Source organism: Pseudomaricurvus sp. HS19 (assembly GCF_009857815.1).
GTDB lineage: Bacteria > Pseudomonadota > Gammaproteobacteria > Pseudomonadales > Cellvibrionaceae > Pseudomaricurvus.
Genome location: NZ_WVVW01000001.1, coordinates 1,518,999 through 1,535,516 on the forward strand (window position 1 = coordinate 1,518,999; position 16,518 = coordinate 1,535,516).

General features: G+C 59.1%; 17 protein-coding genes. 9 read left to right on the plus strand and 8 right to left on the minus strand.

The annotated features are described in order from the left end of the window. Window positions 1-135: 135 nt before the first annotated feature. The 6 genes from GSF27_RS06830 (at window position 136) to moaE (ending at window position 4,263) form a co-directional block, all read left to right on the plus strand. On the plus strand, window positions 136-702 hold the full coding sequence (locus GSF27_RS06830) for a porin family protein (protein ID WP_160966988.1): 567 nt from the start codon (window positions 136-138) through the stop codon (window positions 700-702). A 164-nt stretch (window positions 703-866) separates the two neighbouring features. Further along, entirely contained in the window at window positions 867-1,460 is a 594-nt protein-coding gene (locus GSF27_RS06835) for a YceI family protein (RefSeq protein ID WP_160966990.1), read from the plus strand. A gap of 115 nt (window positions 1,461-1,575) precedes the next feature. After that, a complete protein-coding gene (gene hemN, locus GSF27_RS06840; RefSeq protein ID WP_160966992.1) occupies window positions 1,576-2,961 on the plus strand; it encodes an oxygen-independent coproporphyrinogen III oxidase in 1,386 nt (461 codons plus the stop codon). Window positions 2,962-3,045: 84 nt separating this feature from the next. Beyond that, window positions 3,046-3,537: a cyclic pyranopterin monophosphate synthase MoaC gene (moaC, locus tag GSF27_RS06845; protein ID WP_160966995.1), complete on the plus strand. Its 492-nt coding sequence runs from the start codon at window positions 3,046-3,048 to the stop codon at window positions 3,535-3,537. Next, window positions 3,534-3,788: a molybdopterin converting factor subunit 1 gene (gene moaD, locus GSF27_RS06850; RefSeq protein ID WP_160966998.1), complete on the plus strand. Its 255-nt coding sequence runs from the start codon at window positions 3,534-3,536 to the stop codon at window positions 3,786-3,788. Before moaC ends, moaD begins: the two co-directional genes overlap by 4 nt. Before the next feature lies 1 nt (window position 3,789). Next, window positions 3,790-4,263, plus strand: a complete 474-nt coding sequence (moaE, locus tag GSF27_RS06855; RefSeq protein ID WP_160967000.1) for a molybdopterin synthase catalytic subunit MoaE — start codon at window positions 3,790-3,792, stop codon at window positions 4,261-4,263. Window positions 4,264-4,269: 6 nt separating this feature from the next. On the opposite strand, the gene GSF27_RS06860 is transcribed toward moaE, so the two are convergent. After that, on the minus strand, window positions 4,270-5,448 hold the full coding sequence (locus GSF27_RS06860; RefSeq protein ID WP_160967002.1) for an amino acid aminotransferase: 1,179 nt from the start codon (window positions 5,446-5,448) through the stop codon (window positions 4,270-4,272). Window positions 5,449-5,781: 333 nt separating this feature from the next. Here GSF27_RS06860 and GSF27_RS06865 point away from each other — a divergent pair, with 333 nt between their 5' ends. Beyond that, window positions 5,782-6,273, plus strand: coding sequence for an Lrp/AsnC family transcriptional regulator (locus tag GSF27_RS06865; RefSeq protein ID WP_160967004.1), 492 nt, complete (start codon window positions 5,782-5,784; stop codon window positions 6,271-6,273). Between the two features lie 4 nt (window positions 6,274-6,277). On the opposite strand, the gene GSF27_RS06870 is transcribed toward GSF27_RS06865, so the two are convergent. Then, the gene (locus tag GSF27_RS06870) at window positions 6,278-6,799 is read right to left on the minus strand and encodes a shikimate kinase (RefSeq protein WP_160967006.1); all 522 of its coding nucleotides are present in this window, start codon (window positions 6,797-6,799) and stop codon (window positions 6,278-6,280) included. Between the two features lie 494 nt (window positions 6,800-7,293). On the opposite strand from GSF27_RS06870, the gene GSF27_RS06875 reads away from it, so the two are divergent. After that, window positions 7,294-7,506, plus strand: coding sequence for a cold-shock protein (locus tag GSF27_RS06875; RefSeq protein WP_160967008.1), 213 nt, complete (start codon window positions 7,294-7,296; stop codon window positions 7,504-7,506). A gap of 214 nt (window positions 7,507-7,720) precedes the next feature. Here GSF27_RS06875 and GSF27_RS06880 read toward each other — a convergent pair whose 3' ends face one another. The 3 genes from GSF27_RS06880 to pdxH all read right to left on the minus strand — a co-directional run bounded on the left by GSF27_RS06880 (window position 7,721) and on the right by pdxH (window position 10,798). After that, window positions 7,721-8,908, minus strand: coding sequence for an acetyl-CoA C-acyltransferase family protein (locus GSF27_RS06880; protein WP_160967010.1), 1,188 nt, complete (start codon window positions 8,906-8,908; stop codon window positions 7,721-7,723). A 235-nt stretch (window positions 8,909-9,143) separates the two neighbouring features. Further along, on the minus strand, window positions 9,144-10,133 hold the full coding sequence (locus tag GSF27_RS06885; RefSeq protein WP_160967012.1) for an NAD(P)H-quinone oxidoreductase: 990 nt from the start codon (window positions 10,131-10,133) through the stop codon (window positions 9,144-9,146). 29 nt (window positions 10,134-10,162) lie between these two features. After that, window positions 10,163-10,798 (minus strand): pyridoxamine 5'-phosphate oxidase, encoded by a 636-nt coding sequence (gene pdxH / locus GSF27_RS06890; RefSeq protein ID WP_160967566.1) that lies wholly within the window; start codon window positions 10,796-10,798, stop codon window positions 10,163-10,165. Between the two features lie 109 nt (window positions 10,799-10,907). On the opposite strand from pdxH, the gene GSF27_RS06895 reads away from it, so the two are divergent. After that, window positions 10,908-11,528 carry a molybdenum cofactor guanylyltransferase gene (locus GSF27_RS06895; protein ID WP_255493711.1) on the plus strand — a complete coding sequence of 207 codons (621 nt, stop codon included), beginning with the start codon at window positions 10,908-10,910 and terminating at the stop codon, window positions 11,526-11,528. A gap of 5 nt (window positions 11,529-11,533) precedes the next feature. Here the strand turns inward: GSF27_RS06895 and GSF27_RS06900 are convergent, their stop codons facing one another. The 3 genes from GSF27_RS06900 to GSF27_RS06910 all read right to left on the minus strand — a co-directional run bounded on the left by GSF27_RS06900 (window position 11,534) and on the right by GSF27_RS06910 (window position 16,465). Further along, window positions 11,534-13,285 (minus strand): bifunctional protein-serine/threonine kinase/phosphatase, encoded by a 1,752-nt coding sequence (locus GSF27_RS06900; protein WP_202410279.1) that lies wholly within the window; start codon window positions 13,283-13,285, stop codon window positions 11,534-11,536. 106 nt (window positions 13,286-13,391) lie between these two features. After that, window positions 13,392-14,867, minus strand: coding sequence for a NarK family nitrate/nitrite MFS transporter (locus tag GSF27_RS06905; RefSeq protein ID WP_160967016.1), 1,476 nt, complete (start codon window positions 14,865-14,867; stop codon window positions 13,392-13,394). 242 nt (window positions 14,868-15,109) lie between these two features. After that, window positions 15,110-16,465, minus strand: coding sequence for a dicarboxylate/amino acid:cation symporter (locus GSF27_RS06910; RefSeq protein ID WP_370462573.1), 1,356 nt, complete (start codon window positions 16,463-16,465; stop codon window positions 15,110-15,112). Window positions 16,466-16,518: the final 53 nt, after the last annotated feature.

Consider the following 16,518-nt stretch of genomic DNA (forward strand, 5'->3'; position numbering starts at 1 on the left):
CATCACCACTCCCCCGAGTGCAGGACCAAGGTTGTTATGGCACATTTTTCTTTATAGCATACCTGCGCCTGCACAAGGCGCCCGCACCAGACTGCGCCGTGCAGGCAGGAAAAAAACAACATTAAAGGAAGATCCATGAAAGCAACAAAGACCGTCACCCTTGGAGCCCTGCTCTCTCTTCTCACCGCTACTCCGGCCCTGGCCCTGGATTCCGGCTGGTACGCCGGCGCCAGCTACGCCCAAACCAGCTACAAGGAGAGCGGCTTGTCCGAGCTGGACCTCTCTGCGCTCCAGGCACAGGGAGGCTATCGCCTGACTCCGCACCTGGCACTGGAGACACGCTTGGGCCTGGGCGTTGGCGATGACAGTACCCGTGAATCCATTTACGGCGAGCGGGTCGACGCCACGGCGGAGATTGATTACGTGGTCTCCGGATTCGCCAAAGCCATCCTGCCACTGGACGCCGTTGAGCTCTACGTGATCGCCGGCGTGACCTACGCCAGTATTGAGTACGATGTACGCTTGGTTGACTACGGCTATTCCGCCAGTGGCGACGACTCCGGCAGCGACTTCTCCTATGGGGCAGGCCTGGCAGTCAATCCCAACGACAACGTCAGTGTCTTTATCGAGTACGTCAACTACTACGACAAGGACGAGGTAGAAATCGACGGTTACAACGTCGGCGTCAACTTCTATTTCTGATCAATTCCCGGCCCGCGCACGCGGGCCAACCCATCCTCACTTCCCACCTCCGGCAAGCGGATACAGCGCAAATCACAATAGCACCTGACGCTCCCCCACCACTGCGCTATGATCAACGCCGATAGCCAACAGAATACGGCCTGGATTGATAACAAGGAGCCTCTATGAATTACCGCCGCACACTCAAACACGCCGCCGCCCTCTCCCTTAGCCTGCTGGCAGCCAGCAGCTGGGCCGATTGGATTCTCGACAACAAGCAGACCAGTCTCAATTTTGTCTCCATCAAAAAAGGCTTTATCGGTGAAGTGCACAGCTTCAAAGCCCTGCAGGGAACCGTCAGTAAATCCGGAGCCGTCACTCTCACCATCGACCTCAGCAGCGTGGCCACCAATATCGATATCCGCGACCAGCGCATGAGCGATATGCTGTTTGAAGTAGATCAGTTTCCAAACGCCACCATCACCGCGCAACTGGACCCGAAAAGCTTCAAGGACCTGGACGACGGCGACACCACACTGCTGCCGGTGGAGCTGAGCCTCAACCTGCACGGCGTAACCAAAGTACTGCCCGCTACGTTGCGTATTACCGGCCTGGACGATGATGCCCTGCTGGTGACCACCGAACAGCCTATTGTCATCAACGCCACCGACTTCAATCTGGTGAATGGTATTGAGCAGCTGCGTGAAGTCGCAGGCCTGCCTTCCATTGCCATCGCCGTGCCTGTCACTGCTTCCATGGTGTTCAGCGAAAGTCCCTGATAACCCGGGGCCTGCCAACCTCCTGCGGCACCCACCCGGGTGCCGTTGACGCACATCAAGGCGCTCCCCGCCCACCCCTCTACAATGCCTCGCTGAACCTGTTGCCGAGGCGCCTATGTCAATCTCCAAGCTGCAATGGAACCAGGCCATGATCCAACGCTACGATCTGGCCGGCCCCCGTTACACCTCCTACCCCACCGCCCCGCAGTTCGTGGAGAGCTACCCGGCAGGCGAAGTGGAGGCAGCCATCCATCGCAGCAACGAGGCAGCACGCCCGCTGTCGCTCTATTTCCATATCCCCTTCTGCGACACCATCTGCTACTACTGCGGCTGCAACAAGATTGTCACCGCCAACCGCAAACGCGCCCGTCCCTACCTGGACAGTCTGTTTAAAGAGATCGAACTGCGTGCGGCGCAGTTTGATCGCAGCCGCCCGGTGCACCAGTTGCACTGGGGCGGCGGTACCCCCACCTACATCAGCGACACCGAAAAACGTGAGCTGATGGCGGAGACCCGCAAGCACTTCACCCTGCTGGACGACGACAGCGGTGAGTACTCCATCGAGATTCACCCCGGCGGCCTCAGCCCCGACACCCTGGCGGTGCTGCGGGAGCTGGGCTTCAACCGCCTGAGCATGGGTGTGCAGGACTTCAACCCGCAGGTGCAGAAAGCGGTCAACCGCTTTAACAGCGTCGAAGAAGTGGCGGCCCTGAGTGAGCGTGCCCGGGCTGAGGGTTTCCACTCCCTGAGCATGGACCTGATCTACGGCCTGCCCCACCAGACCGAAGAGACCGTGGCCGCCACCCTGGAGCAGGTAATCGAGCTGGGCCCCCAGCGCCTGTCACTGTTCAACTACGCCCACCTGCCCCACCTGTTCAAGAGCCAGAAGCAGATGGACGCCTCGGCGCTGCCGGAGCCCCAGGTGAAGCTCAATATCCTGCGCCACGCCATCGAACGCCTGCAGGCTGCCGGCTACGTCTACATCGGCATGGATCACTTCGCCAAACCCGACGACCCGCTGGCCATCGCCCAGGAACAGGGCCTGCTGCAACGCAACTTCCAGGGCTACGCCACCCACGGTAACTGCGACCTGCTGGCCTTTGGTGTCTCCTCCATCAGCGCCATCGACTCCATCTTTGTGCAGAACTACAAGGATATTCCCAGCTACACTGCCGCTCTCGACGCCGGCCGCGCCCCCTCTTTCAAGGGACTGACCCTGACCGACGACGATCTGTTGCGGCAGGCGGTGATCAACCAGCTGATCTGTCACTTTGAGCTGGACTTCCACCCCTTCGAACACGCCTACGGGATCAATTTCCGCGATTACTTCGCCGGTGCCCTGCAGGAGCTCAAGCCGCTGGCAGACGATGGCCTGATTACCCTGCACGAGCAGGGTCTTCAGGTCTGCAGTGAGGGTCGCCTGCTGATCCGCCGTATCTGCATGGCCTTTGACGCCTACCTCAAGGCACCGCAGCCGGTCAGCTACTCGCGCATACTCTGAACCAGCCCTATCGCCCGGCCCTTACCTCGAATTGCAACAGGGCATGGGCTATGATGGCCGCTCATTCAGACCGTGCTGTTAACTATGAGCAAACTTACCCATCTGGACGAGCAGGGCCAGGCCCACATGGTGGATGTGGGCCACAAACTCCCCAGCCAGCGTGAAGCCACCGCTGAAGGCTTCGTCACCATGCAGCCCGCCACGCTGCAGCTGATCCTTGAAGGCGGCCACAAGAAAGGCGATGTACTGGCTGTAGCCCGAATCGCCGGCATCCAGGCCGCCAAGAAGTGTTCCGACCTTATCCCGCTGTGCCACCCCCTGATGCTGAGTGGTATTAAGGTGGAGCTGGAGCCCCAGCCCGAACACAGCCGTGTACGCATCGAAGCCACCTGCAAACTCAGCGGCCAGACCGGGGTGGAAATGGAGGCCCTGACCGCCGTCTCCGTCGCTGCCCTCACCCTCTATGACATGTGCAAGGCCGTCGACAAGGGCATGGTAATCGGCGACCTGCGATTGCTGGAAAAGATCGGTGGTAAATCCGGTCACTGGCAGGCTGACGGGAGCACCCCGGCATGAACCTGACAATCCTCTACTTCGCCCGCCTGCGGGATGAACTCGGCCTGGGCGAGGAGCAGCTGGAGTTTACCCCCGCCATCCGCACCCTGGGCGCCCTGCGCGACCAGCTCTGTGAACGCGGCCCCCAGTGGCGCAACTCATTGCGGGCCGACGGCATCTTTGCCGCGGTAAACCAGGGCATCGCCGACTGGGACACCCCTTTACAGGGCGGTGAAGAGGTTGCTTTCTTCCCCCCGGTCACCGGAGGTTGAGATGAGCCAGAGTGAAGCCTGCCACATTGAGGTGATGGTACAGAGCGCCGATTTCTCCCAGGCGGAGCTGTACGAACGCCTGCGCGCCGACAGCCCGGCCATCGGTGCCATCTGCAGCTTTGTGGGTCTGATGCGTGACTTCAACCAGGCCAGTGAAGTGCGCTCCATGTTTCTGGAGCACTACCCCGGCATGACTGAGAAGGTGTTGCAGGATATCGCCAGGCAGGCCAGCGAACGCTGGCAGCTGCGACGTATTGTGATCCTGCACCGGGTGGGGGAACTCCTGCCCTCGGACCAGATTGTGTTCGTGGGGGTTTCCGGCACCCACCGCGGTGAAGCCTTTGCCGCCTGCGAATTCATCATGGACTTTCTCAAGACCAAAGCCCCCTTCTGGAAGCGGGAGCAGACTGACAATGGCCAGCGCTGGGTGGATGCCCGCGACAGCGACCAGCAGGCCGCCGATCGCTGGCGATAGACCTTCTTACAACACCTTGCCAATTGACTCAGCCAGGTACGGCAGGTTGGCGGCGTTGATGCCTGCCAGGTTGACGCGGCTGGAGCCCACCATATAGACACTGAATTCCTGTTGCAGGCGCTGCACCTGGGCTTCGCTCAGGCCAAGGAAAGAGAACATACCGCGCTGCTGGGGAATGAAATCAAAGTCGCCATAGGGACGCAGGGCATCGGCCAGCTGGTGGCGCAGGCTGTGAATACGCTCACGCATGCCCTGTACCTCCAACTGCCACTGCTGGCGCAGTGCGCTGTCCGACAAAATCATCTCCACCAGCGACGCGCCGTGCGCCGGCGGCATGGAATAGATACCACGGGCGATACTTTGCAAATGGGTGAAGGTGTTTTGCGCCTGGGTTTCGTTGGCTCCCATCACGGCAATGGCGCCGGTACGCTCGCGGTAGAGGGCAAAGTTTTTCGAGCAGGAACTGGCCACCAGCATCTCCGGCACCTGGGCCGCCAGCAGGCGCACGCCATAGGCGTCCTCATCCAGCCCATCGCCAAAGCCCTGATAGGCCAGGTCGACAAAGGGAGTGAAGCCCTGGCGATTGGCCATGTCGGCGATCTGCTGCCAATCGTCGTGGCTGAGGTCGGCACCACAGGGGTTGTGACAGCAGCCGTGCAGCAGCACCAGGTCACCCGCCGGCACCTGCGCCAGGGTCGCCATCATCTCGTCCCGCTTGAGACCTTTGGTGTCAGGGTCGTAATAGGGGTAGGTACGAATCTGCAGACCGGCACTGCCCAGCAACGGAATGTGGTTGGCCCAGGTGGGGTCGCTGACCCAGATGGTAGCGTCGGGACTGGCTTTCACAATCAGCTCCGCCGCCACCCGTAATGCGCCGCAACCACCGGGAGTCTGCAGGGTACGGATGCGGGCTTGCTGTGGGCTGTCAGCGCCGAAGATCAGCGCCTGCAGCAGGGCATTGAACTGCACGTTGCCCGCCGGGCCCTGGTAGCTCTTGGTTTCTTCCGCCTCGTGCAGTCGCAATTGGGCGATACTCACACTCTCCAGTACCGGCGTGCGCCCCGCTTCATCCTTGTAGACCCCTACGCCCAGATCCACCTTGTGCGGGTTGGTATCCTGTTGGTAGGCGAGGGAAAGACCCAGAATCGGGTCGGCAGGCAGGGGCTGAAACACGTCAAATAACATAGCAAGTTCTCTGCGAAGCGGAAGATAAGGCGCCGGCAAGCTCCTGGCGTCGAGGCCGCGTATCTTACACCATCCCTCCACCATCCGCTGCCTGCCCTGCCACGCAAACCGCCCTCCCGGACACCCCCTATCCGTCGCCAGACACAACGCCGGATAAAGCTCTGTCCTCCCGCAGAGAAGATCTCGGGGATACTTTACCGGACAGCGTCTATACTAAGCTGCAGCAGAGTTCGCTTACTGCCCGCCAATGGCGGCAGACACAACTCCTTCTATACTCAGACTCTGTCAGGGCCGGCGCATACGGTCAGCTCACCAGACAATAAGAGGCACCCCATGGCTGACACCCACCAGCTGGATGATTTTGACATCAAGATCCTGCGCGCACTGCAGGAGAACGCCGACTACTCCATGAACGAGCTGGGGGATTTGGTCGGTCTTTCCCACACTCCTTGCTGGAGGCGGATCAAACGACTCGAGAATGACGGTTTTATCCGCGGCAAAGTCACCCTGCTGGATGCCAAGATGTTACGCCTGGGCGTCACCGTGCATGCCTACCTGACCATCAAGAGCCACGACGAAACCTCCCTCAACGCCTTTGAGACAGCCGTGCAGGAGGTGCGGGAAATTGTCGAATGCTACTCCACCACCGGCGACAAGGATTACATGCTGCGTGTAGTAGTAGAAAGCGTAGATCACTATGAGCAGCTGCTTAAGCAAACGCTGGTACACCTGCCCAACGTGGCCTCCATCAATTCCACCTTTGCGCTGAAACAAGTCAAGTACACCACTGCGCTGCCGCTGGAATCCGCCAGCCGTAACAACTGATGCCTCAAGCCCTGGCCTGGAGTTCCGCCAGCACCCGCTGCAGGGCCTCCTGCTGGGAACAGTCCCCAACGTCAACGGTGATATCGGCAAAACGTTGATAGAGCCGCTGTCGCTCGGCGAACAGATCGGCAAAGGGCTGACCCGGTAGCGCCGCGATACCCCGGGTCTCGTAATCGGTGATACGACGGCGCAGCTCCCCGATAGGCACCTGCAGGTAAACCAGTACTCCGGTGCGCGCCAGATGCTCCATGGCAGCTTCGCTGTAGACGGCACTGCCGCCGGTTGCTACCACCTGATTGTGAAACTGGTGTGATAACAGGGTCTCTGCTTCCAGTTGCCGCAGTACCAGATAACCCTCTTCATCGAGAATTGACTGCAATGTTTTACCGGCCCGGTTCTGGATCAGAAGATCGGTATCGACAAAATCCTTGGCCAGGGTCTTGGCCAGCATCACACCCAACGTACTCTTGCCGGCACCGGGCATACCAATCAGGACAACACAGCTTTTTTCCACCGCCTGCTGCATGCTTTTTTTACCTCCAACGGTGTCCGGATAACACCATATAGCGCTTCATTATAAATTACTCGTTTTAGCACCGTTTTTGATCGAACAAAACGTGCTAAAAACTGATCATATTCTAACTAGGCAAATCCATATTTCTCTTGCTACGATCTTTCGGGAGAATTATTGGTTTTGCGAACAGCAATTCTGCTACCAACAAAATCGGTTCTCGTGAAATCTTTTCCCAGAAAGTTTGGTTGGTAAGAAAAGCTGCGCCGTTATCTATGCTAGCTGTGTTAAAGAAGCACCGATCAGCGACACGCAAGACCGAAGCCTCTGCCCGCAGATTCTCCGGCTCTTTTTGCAGTGGTCGTCTGACACTCCCCGTTAAAACACGACCTCCTGCAGCGCCGTTCGGCACCTTCTTGTCTCGCTCTTCTGATTTCCACCCTGTTTTCCTGGTTTTACCCCTGCGGCTCGCTGCAGGATTCTTGATAGCTACATTCGAGAGTTAAGTTATGGCAACAACACACACCGGACAAGTGAAATGGTTTAACGAAGCCAAGGGATTTGGATTTATTGCCCAGGAATCCGGCCCGGACGTTTTCGTCCACTTCAGCGCAATTCAGTCCGACGGGTTCAAAACCCTGGCCGAAGGTCAGAAAGTCGCATTCAACATCACTGAGGGCAAAAAAGGCCCGCAGGCAGAGAACGTCGTTGCCATAAAATAACGTTCAAACCTGATCACCCACCACCTGGCGTTTGCACGCCGGGTGGTGGCGTACACCTCTGAGAAGCAGACGTTGACTGCGGCCCCTTGCGGTTGCAGGTAGGCTGTTGTGGGCTTCTGCAGATCGTCGGATCTGTCTCACTGACAGGTTCACTGGCGCAGCTCGTTGACATGCACCAGTGAAGCCGGGCATTAACACCGCGCCGGCTGGTCCATCAGGCCACGCTCTCGAACAGCGCCGCAATCCCCTGACCGCCGCCGATACACATGGTTACCACTGCGTAACGACCACCGATACGCTGTAACTCATAGAGCGCCTTGATACTGATAATGGCACCCGTGGCACCGATAGGATGGCCCAGTGAAATCCCCGAGCCGTTGGGGTTGAGCTTGTCCGCCGGAATCTGCAGATCTTTGGCCACCGCCAACGCCTGCGCCGCAAAGGCTTCGTTAACCTCCCAGGTATCGATATCCGCGACACTGAGCCCGGCCTTGTCCAGCAATGTCTTAACTGCCGGCACCGGACCGATGCCCATATATTTGGGTTCCACACCGGCAAACGCATAACCTTTCAATTTGGCAATGGGCTTCAGACCCCTGGCTGCCGCCACCGAAGCCTCCATCAGCACCAGCGCCGCTGCCGCATCGTTGAGGCCGGAAGCATTGCCCGCGGTTACAGAGCCATCTTTTTTGAACACCGGCCGCAAGCTCGCCATATCCTCTGCCGTCGCATCAAAGCGGACATGTTCATCCACCTCAAATTTCACCATGCCTCGACGTGTCTTCACCTCAACCGGCAGAATCTGGCTGGCAAAATAGTTCTGCTCGATGGCGTTCTGTGCACGGTTGTGACTGGTTGCTGCCAACTGATCCTGCTCTTCACGGGAGACACCCCATTTTTCCGCCACATTTTCGGCGGTAATACCCATATGGGTATCACCCATGGGACAGGTCAGCGCCGCGGTCATGGCGTCCACCATGGCCCCGTCACCCATGCGCGCGCCCCAGCGGGCCGCCGGCAACCAGTAAGGAACACGGCTCATGGACTCGGCCCCGCCGGCCACCGTGGCCTCGGCATCGCCCAGCAAGATAAATTGCGCGGCCGAGATAATGGCCTGCAGACCGGATCCACAGAGACGATTCACCGTCAGTGCCGGTGTGGATTCCGGCACACCGCCCTTGAGCCCCGCCACCCGGCTCATATACATGTCACGCCGGTCGGAGTGGGTCACATTCCCCATCACCACATGACCAATGTCACTGCCGCTGACACCGGCGCGCTCCAAAGCCTCCTTCACCACCAGCCCGGCCAGGTCCGTAGGCGGGATATCCTTGAGACTGCCACCAAAGGTGCCTACGGCGGTGCGTACACCACTCAGTACAACTACTTCACGTTGTTCCATGGTCTGACCTCACTGTCTGATACGTGTTTTGAATTCGGGATTTACAATACCCGTGCGTCCGGATCACTCTGCCGGGCGCAGGAAGCCGGCGCACAGTCCCGACCCACGGGGCTGGTGCAGTGCGCCAAAACGGTCAGGTGTGAGCCCCGAAAATGGCTGGCCACCCACAAACCGCGCTGTAAACAGAAAAACCTGCAAAGCCTCTGCCAGACTATCTAAAGCCTTAGCCAGAGACTCAACCCGCGACGGGCATCTCCAGCACCAGCTTACCAATCAGATCGTGGCTTTCCATCAGGCGGTGGGCATCGGCCACTCGCTGCAGCGGAAAGACGCCTGCCATGCACGGCGCCAGCTCGCCCGCGGCCAGCTTCGGCCAGATCTGTTGCTGCAGGGCAGCAGCAATAGCGGCCTTGGCCTGCAGGGACTGCGAACGCAAGGTAGAGCCGGTCAGCGTCAACCGCTTCAGCATCACCGGCATCAGGTTGATCTCCACTTTGGAGCCACGCAGGTAGGCAATGTTGATAATGCGACCTTCCACTGCCGCCGTTTTCAGGTTGCGGGCAATGTAGTCGCCACCCACCATATCCAGTATGACATCCGCGCCGCGGCCATCGGTAAACGACTTCACCTCTTCGACAAAATCGTGGGTGCTGTAGTTGATGGCGAGATCGGCGCCCAGCTCACTGCAGGCATCGCACTTGGTCCGGGAACTGGCGGTAACGATCACCCTCGCCCCCATCACTCTCGCCATCTGGATGGCGGTGGTGCCGATGCCACTGGCACCGCCGTGTATCAGCAGGGTCTCACCGGGCTGCAAGCGGCCGCGCTCGAAGACATTGCTCCAAACAGTAAAAAACGTCTCGGGAATGGCGGCTGCCTGCTGTAACGACAGGCCCTCCGGAACCGGCAGGCACTGACTGGCAGCCACCGCCACCTGCTCCGCATAGCCACCGCCATTGGTAAGTGCACAGACGCGGTCACCCACACTGAAGGCTGTCACGCCTGCACCCACGGCACAGACCTGGCCCGACACTTCCAGCCCCAATACCGGCGACGCGCCTGGGGGCGCCGGATAACCGCCCTGCCGTTGCAGTACATCCGGGCGGTTGACGCCGGCAAAGGCGACCCGGATCACCACTTCACCGGCAGCCGGCTGCGGTGCCTCCATCTCATCCAGTTGCAGGACTTCCGGACCGCCGGTGCCTGTCATGGACACATAACGCATAACATGATTCCTCTGCACAACGATGCCGCTCAGGGCGCCAGCCGTTCGATCTGCCAGCCATCGCCAGCGCGCGTGTATTGAAAGCGGTCGTGCAGGCGGTTGGACCCACCCTGCCAGAACTCGATAGAGCTCGGCACCACGCGAAATCCACCCCAGAAATCCGGCAGCGGAATCTGGCCGTGGCTGAACTTCTCTTTCATAGCATTGAATTGTTGCAGCAACAGCTGGCGCGACGAAATAGGCCGGCTCTGGGCCGAGGCCCAGGCCGCCAGCTGGCTCTCCTTGGGTCGCGAGGCGAAATACTTCAGCGACTCAGCGGTACTCACCTTCTGCGCCCGACCGCAGATCTTTACCTGCCGCTCCAGCGGGTGCCAGGGGAAGTGCAGGCTGATCAACGGGTTTTGCTCCAGGTCTTTGGCCTTGTGGCTGCCGTAATTGGTAAAAAACACAAAGCCCGCCGTATCGACGTGTTTGAGCAGCACAATACGCTGACTGGGTTGTCCATCCGGCGCTACCGTCGCTACGGTCATGGCGGTCGGATCCGGCAGGCCGGCATCAATGGCCTGGCGCAACCATTTCTCGAACTGTTGAATGGGGCAATCAGCCAAATCATTGCGACGCAGGCCACCCTGCAGATAATCGCGGCGTATTTGTTCGAGATCCATCATGGGCAAAGCACCGACAGGAAAGTAAAAACAGGCGAAAATTGTACTCCTATTCCCCGTCAAAATCAGGCGTGGTTAAATGGCTGGTGCACCCGCAATGACCAGAGCTATGAGCCCTTCCCCCCCCCCTCCGTCACCAGACAATACCTCTGCCCTGCTGCTGGCCGGGGGCCGGTCGCGCCGCATGGGCAGCAACAAAGCGCTGCTGGCCTGGGGTAACGTGCGACTGGTGGATCATCTTCTGGGCCTGCTGCAAAGCCAATGCAGGCAGGTGCTTGTCAGCACCAATACCGTCATTGACGCCCTGCCCGCAACCGTGCCGCAGCTGAGCGACACCATCACTGATGCCGGTCCGCTGGGCGGTGTACTGACAGGACTGGAGTGGTTACAGCAATACTCCACGGATGAGTGGCTGCTGAGCTGCGCCGTGGATACCCCCGGTATACCGGCGGACCTGCTGGCGAGCCTGATCAGGGCGTGGGAGAGTGGCAGCGGCGTGGTGGTGCCGGTGTACCAACAGCGCCTGCATCCGACCTGCAGCCTCTGGCACCGCTCTGTGGCATCACAGCTGCGGCGCTATCTGGAGGACGGCGAGCGCCGCATGCTGCGTTTTCTGGACAGCACGTCACACAGCCTGGCGGCCTTTGATGATCGGGACGGGGATCCGTTTATCAACCTCAACACGCCGGAAGAGCTGGCCGGACAGCAGTCACAGCCTCACCGTCCCTGACAGGCTCAGCGTAAAATCCACCAGGCCTCCAGCAGGACGATCACCAACAACAGCCCTGCCACCCACTGCCAGAAGAGCACCGGGTTGCGCTGCATCAGCGGCGCGGCATGGCGCGTCTGCAGCAGTGAGGTGTTGGGGGTTTTCAGGTCCGCCATAAATTCGGACATCACGCTGTAGCGGGCTGGCAATGAGGCCGCGCAGGCTTTCTCCAGCGCCAGGTCCATCCACTCCGGCAGGTCACTCCGAAAGCTGCGCGCCGACAGGTAGGTCCAGTCCTGGTAGCGCTGCGGGTTGCGCTGTTGCGCGGCGGACGTGCGGTACGGCAGATGACCGGTGAGCATTTCATACACAATGACACCGATCGAGAAAATGTCCGACTGATGAACCCCCGCCTCACCACGCAGGTACTCCGGCGCGATGTAGTCCACGGAACCTACCGGCACCTCGTCCTCAAGCGGGCTGGCAATCTCCTCCAGGCCGTCCACCTTTACCGTACCAAAATCCAGAATCACCACTTCGCCCTGCGGTGTCAGCATGATGTTCTCCGGCTTCAGGTCGCGATGCACCATACCCATACGCTGGAATACCCGCACGCCGCGAACAATAGAATCGGCGATATTACGCACGGTTTCGAGTGCCGGCTGCGGATGATCAATCATCCACTGGCGCAGGGTCTGCCCTTCAACGAAATCACACAAGTGATAGAGAAAACGGGAGTCAGCCGGACGCTCGTGAATTTTCATCACCCGCGGACTGTTGAGCCGCCGCCCCACCCACTGCTCGCGGATAAAACCCTCAAGATACTGCGGGTCTTCGGCAAAATTGGCGGAAGGCGCCTTGAGCACAAAGCGGCGCCCATTGCGGCTGGACTTCACCAGGTAGAGATGGCTGCGGGTCCCGCTATAGAGCACCCGCAGCACTTCAAACTCATCAATGCGGTTACCCACGTCCATCACCGGCGGGATCACCAGTTCGGTCAGCTGCCGGTGCACTTCATCCACATCCGCCTGCGGCAACTCGCACACCCGCAGCAGCAGGCAGCTGAGATTATCGTCACTGCCGGCGGCCAGGGCCTGTTCAACAATATATTGCGCCAACTGCTCCAGTGACTCACAGGGCTGCTGCAGCAACTGCTGTAAACGTTCCGGAGAGAGGAACTCATGCACACCGTCGGTGGTAAAGAGCAGCAGGTCTCCCACTTCGAGCAGCTCGGTGGAATAGTCCACCTCCAGGTGACTGTCCATGCCCAGCGCCCGCGTAATAAAACTCTTGCCGCCGCGGTTGGCGTGGGCGTGGTCGCGGGTCAACAACTGCAACTGACCATCCCGCAAACACCAGATACGACTGTCACCAGCGTGCAGCAGATGCACGGTATTGGATTTCAGAACCGCCGCCGAAAAGGTGGTCACCAAACCGTTGTGGCGCTGCGATCCCTGCTGGCCATGGAAATACAACCAACTGTTGAGGGAGGTGAGAACCCGGGCGGCAGATTTACGTACACTCCAGCTGTCCGGCGTACTGTAGTAATCCTCGATAAATTGCGTAACGCTGGTAATGCTGGCCTGCTGGGCGCGATCACTGCAACTCACGCCATCCGCGATACAGGCCACAATACCCTTGTAGACCACCGCCGACTGACTGACCGGCAGCTTGGCCGCAAAGGCATCTTCATTGCGCTCTTTGGGCCCGGGGCTACTGAAGCCACCGACCTCCGCCCGCAGCACCCCGGCCGGTGCCACCGCCTGCTCCATCGTCATGCAGCTTCCATCCAGAACTGTTTCCTTCACAAACGAAAGCGGCCATCAGTGATGGCCGCTCCGTAAATTCACTCTGCACCCTCAACAGGTGCGAGCTTGCTCAGACTCAGGCTTTTGCCACATCAATCAGAGCAACGGTACCATCTTCATTCACTTCAGCAATCTGCCCGGACGGCTCTTCCATAAAGAGCAGGGTAACAAAGCCAACCACTGCTGTACCGGCGATCACGTAGAAGAAGGTGCTGTAATCCACCAGCGACAAAACCGTCAGATAAACCACCGCACCCACGTTACCATAGGCACCGGTCATGCCGGCAATCTGACCGGTGAGACGACGCTTGATCAACGGCACTACCGCAAACACAGCACCTTCACCGGATTGCACGAAGAAAGAACAGGCCATGGCGGCAAACACGGCCAGCCACAGCGGCCAGGAGCTGTCCACTTGCCCCATCATGAAGTAACCCACGGCCAGGCCTGCAGTGAGAATCAGCAGGGTTGGCTTGCGCCCGAACTTGTCGGACAACCAGCCACCGCCCGGGCGGGACATCAGGTTCATAAAGGCATAGGCAGACGCCACCATACCTGCCATCACCGGGGTCAGCTCGAAGGTTTCCGAGAAGAACAGCGGCAACATGGAAACCACTGCCAGCTCGGAGCCAAAGGTGGCGAAGTAAAGGATATTCAACACCGCTACCTGCTTGAAGCTGTAGCGCTGAATTTCAGGCACCGGCTCCTTGAAAATATTCTTGTTCACCCGCCACACGTGGGAGAGATCGTAGAGGTAGAGGCACGTCAGACCAATGTAGATGGCGTTTACCACACCATCACTCAACAACTTGACGCCGGCAGGAGAGAGCTTCCAGGCCAGCAGAGCCAGGGCCGCGTACATCGGCACCTTCATGATCAACAGGAAGAAGAAATCGCCTTTGGAAGTCACTTCCATCGCACCCAGGTTTTTGGGGCGGAAGTAAGTGGAACCCTTGGGAGTATCGGAAACCGAGTTGTAGAAGACGAAGGCAAACAGCAGGCTCATGACACCGGTAATACCGATGGCATAGCGCCAGCCGTCATCACCGCCAAACATCAACGCAACGGTAGGCAGGGTAAAGGCCGCCGCCGCGGAGCCAAAGTTACCCCAGCCACCATAGACGCCTTCCGCGGTACCCAGCTCGTTGTGGGGGAACCACTCCGACACCAGGCGAATCCCGATCACAAAGCCGGCACCGATAAAGCCGAGGGCAAAACGGGCAATGGCCGCCTGCACAAAGTTATCAGCCACCGCGAACATGAAACAGGGTATGGAGCAGACCGCCAGCAGCGCGGAGTAGACCAGCCGCGGGCCATATTTGTCCGTGAGCATACCGATCAGCACACGGGCCGGGATGGTAAATGCCACATTGAGAATCAACAGGGTTTTGATCTCAGCGGTGGTCAGACCCAGGGAGGTCTTGATGGACTGCAACAGCGGTGCGGCGTTAAACCACACCACGAAGGTAATAAAAAATGCCATCCAGCTGAGATGAAGTATTTTCATCTTGCCGGTGAACGAGAACAGGTTGAACTTCTCTGCTGTACTCATAACGCCAATCTCCAGTTTACGTCACGCCTGACGCCCACAAAGCAGAGATCATGCCAAAGTAAAACTCCCTTTCTTATCAATAGGTTATAAAATTACACCATCCATCAAAGAAAAATAAGGCACACATAGAGTGCAATAGCGCACCATATAAACACACAAACCAGCAGAAGCAGGTTCAGCCATCTGCCAAAAAACCATGAGCCTCATCCGTCGCCGCACCACCATAGAGCACGATACTACTATTACTCCACTGGAACCGCTTTCACCGCCGGCACCTTGAGTCGCACATTGCGCAAAAGCAGGCAGGCACACAGGTCGCCCATCACATTAACCACCGTACGCACCATATCGAGGATGCGATCCACGCCAAGCAGCAGTGCTACGCCCACGGAAGGTATGCCGACGGACTCCAGAATCATGGCCAGGATGACAATGCCTGCACCGGGTGTCGCCGGTGAACCCACCGCCGCGGCCACACTCATAAACACCACCAGCACCAGGCTCATCACATCCAGGTCCACCGCAAACACCTGCGACAGGAACACCACAGCCACACCCTGGTAGAGCGCCGTGCCGGTCATATTCACCGTAGCTCCCAGGGGGATCACAAACTTGGTGACCTGCTCCGGAACCTTCAGGCGACTCTCCGCCGTCTGCAGGGAGAGCGGCATCACCGCCGCCGAACTGGAGGTGGAAAACGCCAGCAACAGTAACTCCCGGGTCTCCTGCAGGAACACACGGGCCGTCATCCCGCTGAGTAACCGGACAATCAGCAGGTAGATCAATGCCAGCAACAGCAGACCCAGCACCACCGTCACCATGTACACCAGCATGCCGGTGAGAATATCCAGCCCCACCATCGCCGTCAGCCGGGCCACCAATCCAAAAACCGCATAGGGCGCCAGCTTCATGGCCCAGGAGACCACCTTCATGCACAACTCCTGCACCGCCACCACCAGGCTGAAAATCGGCCCGCTCTTGTCGGTATCCATGGATATCAGGGCGATACCCACGATCACAGCAAACAGGATCACCTGCAGCATCTCGCCATTGACCATGGATTGCAGGGGGTTGGCAGGCAACAGCCCCATCAGCCGGGTCGGCACCTCCCCCAGTGACGGCAAGGCAAACGCTGCCACATCCGCAGTCACCGCTTCCTGCTCCACCAGATGCTGCATCGCTTCACGATCCACGTAGTGGCCGGGATTAATCAGGCCGGCCAAACTCAATCCGATCAGGGATGCCAGCACCGTCATCGCCAGGAAGAAAAGGCCGCTGCGCAAGCCCATCTGCTTGAGCAGGTTGATGTCCGAAGAGGCGGTCAGCCCACGCACAATAGAGGCGAACACCAGCGGCACCACGATCATCTGCACCAACGCCAGGAACAGCTTGCCCGGCAGCGCCAGCCAGTTGGCCACCACCATAGCGGTATCCTGCGACACCAGCGCCAGGTCTGGCCCCAGCAGCACGCCGGTGATCACACCCAGCCCGAGGCCGATCAACACCTTCACCCACAGATGCCCCTGCACCAGTCGATCGAGGCCGGCGGAGAGGGATTTCAGGGACGGTAACTGCCTTTCCAGTTGATTGAGATGCACAGCCGATCCTCCATGTTCAGCAAGGTCTTACCAGAGTCTGAACACAAATCGCC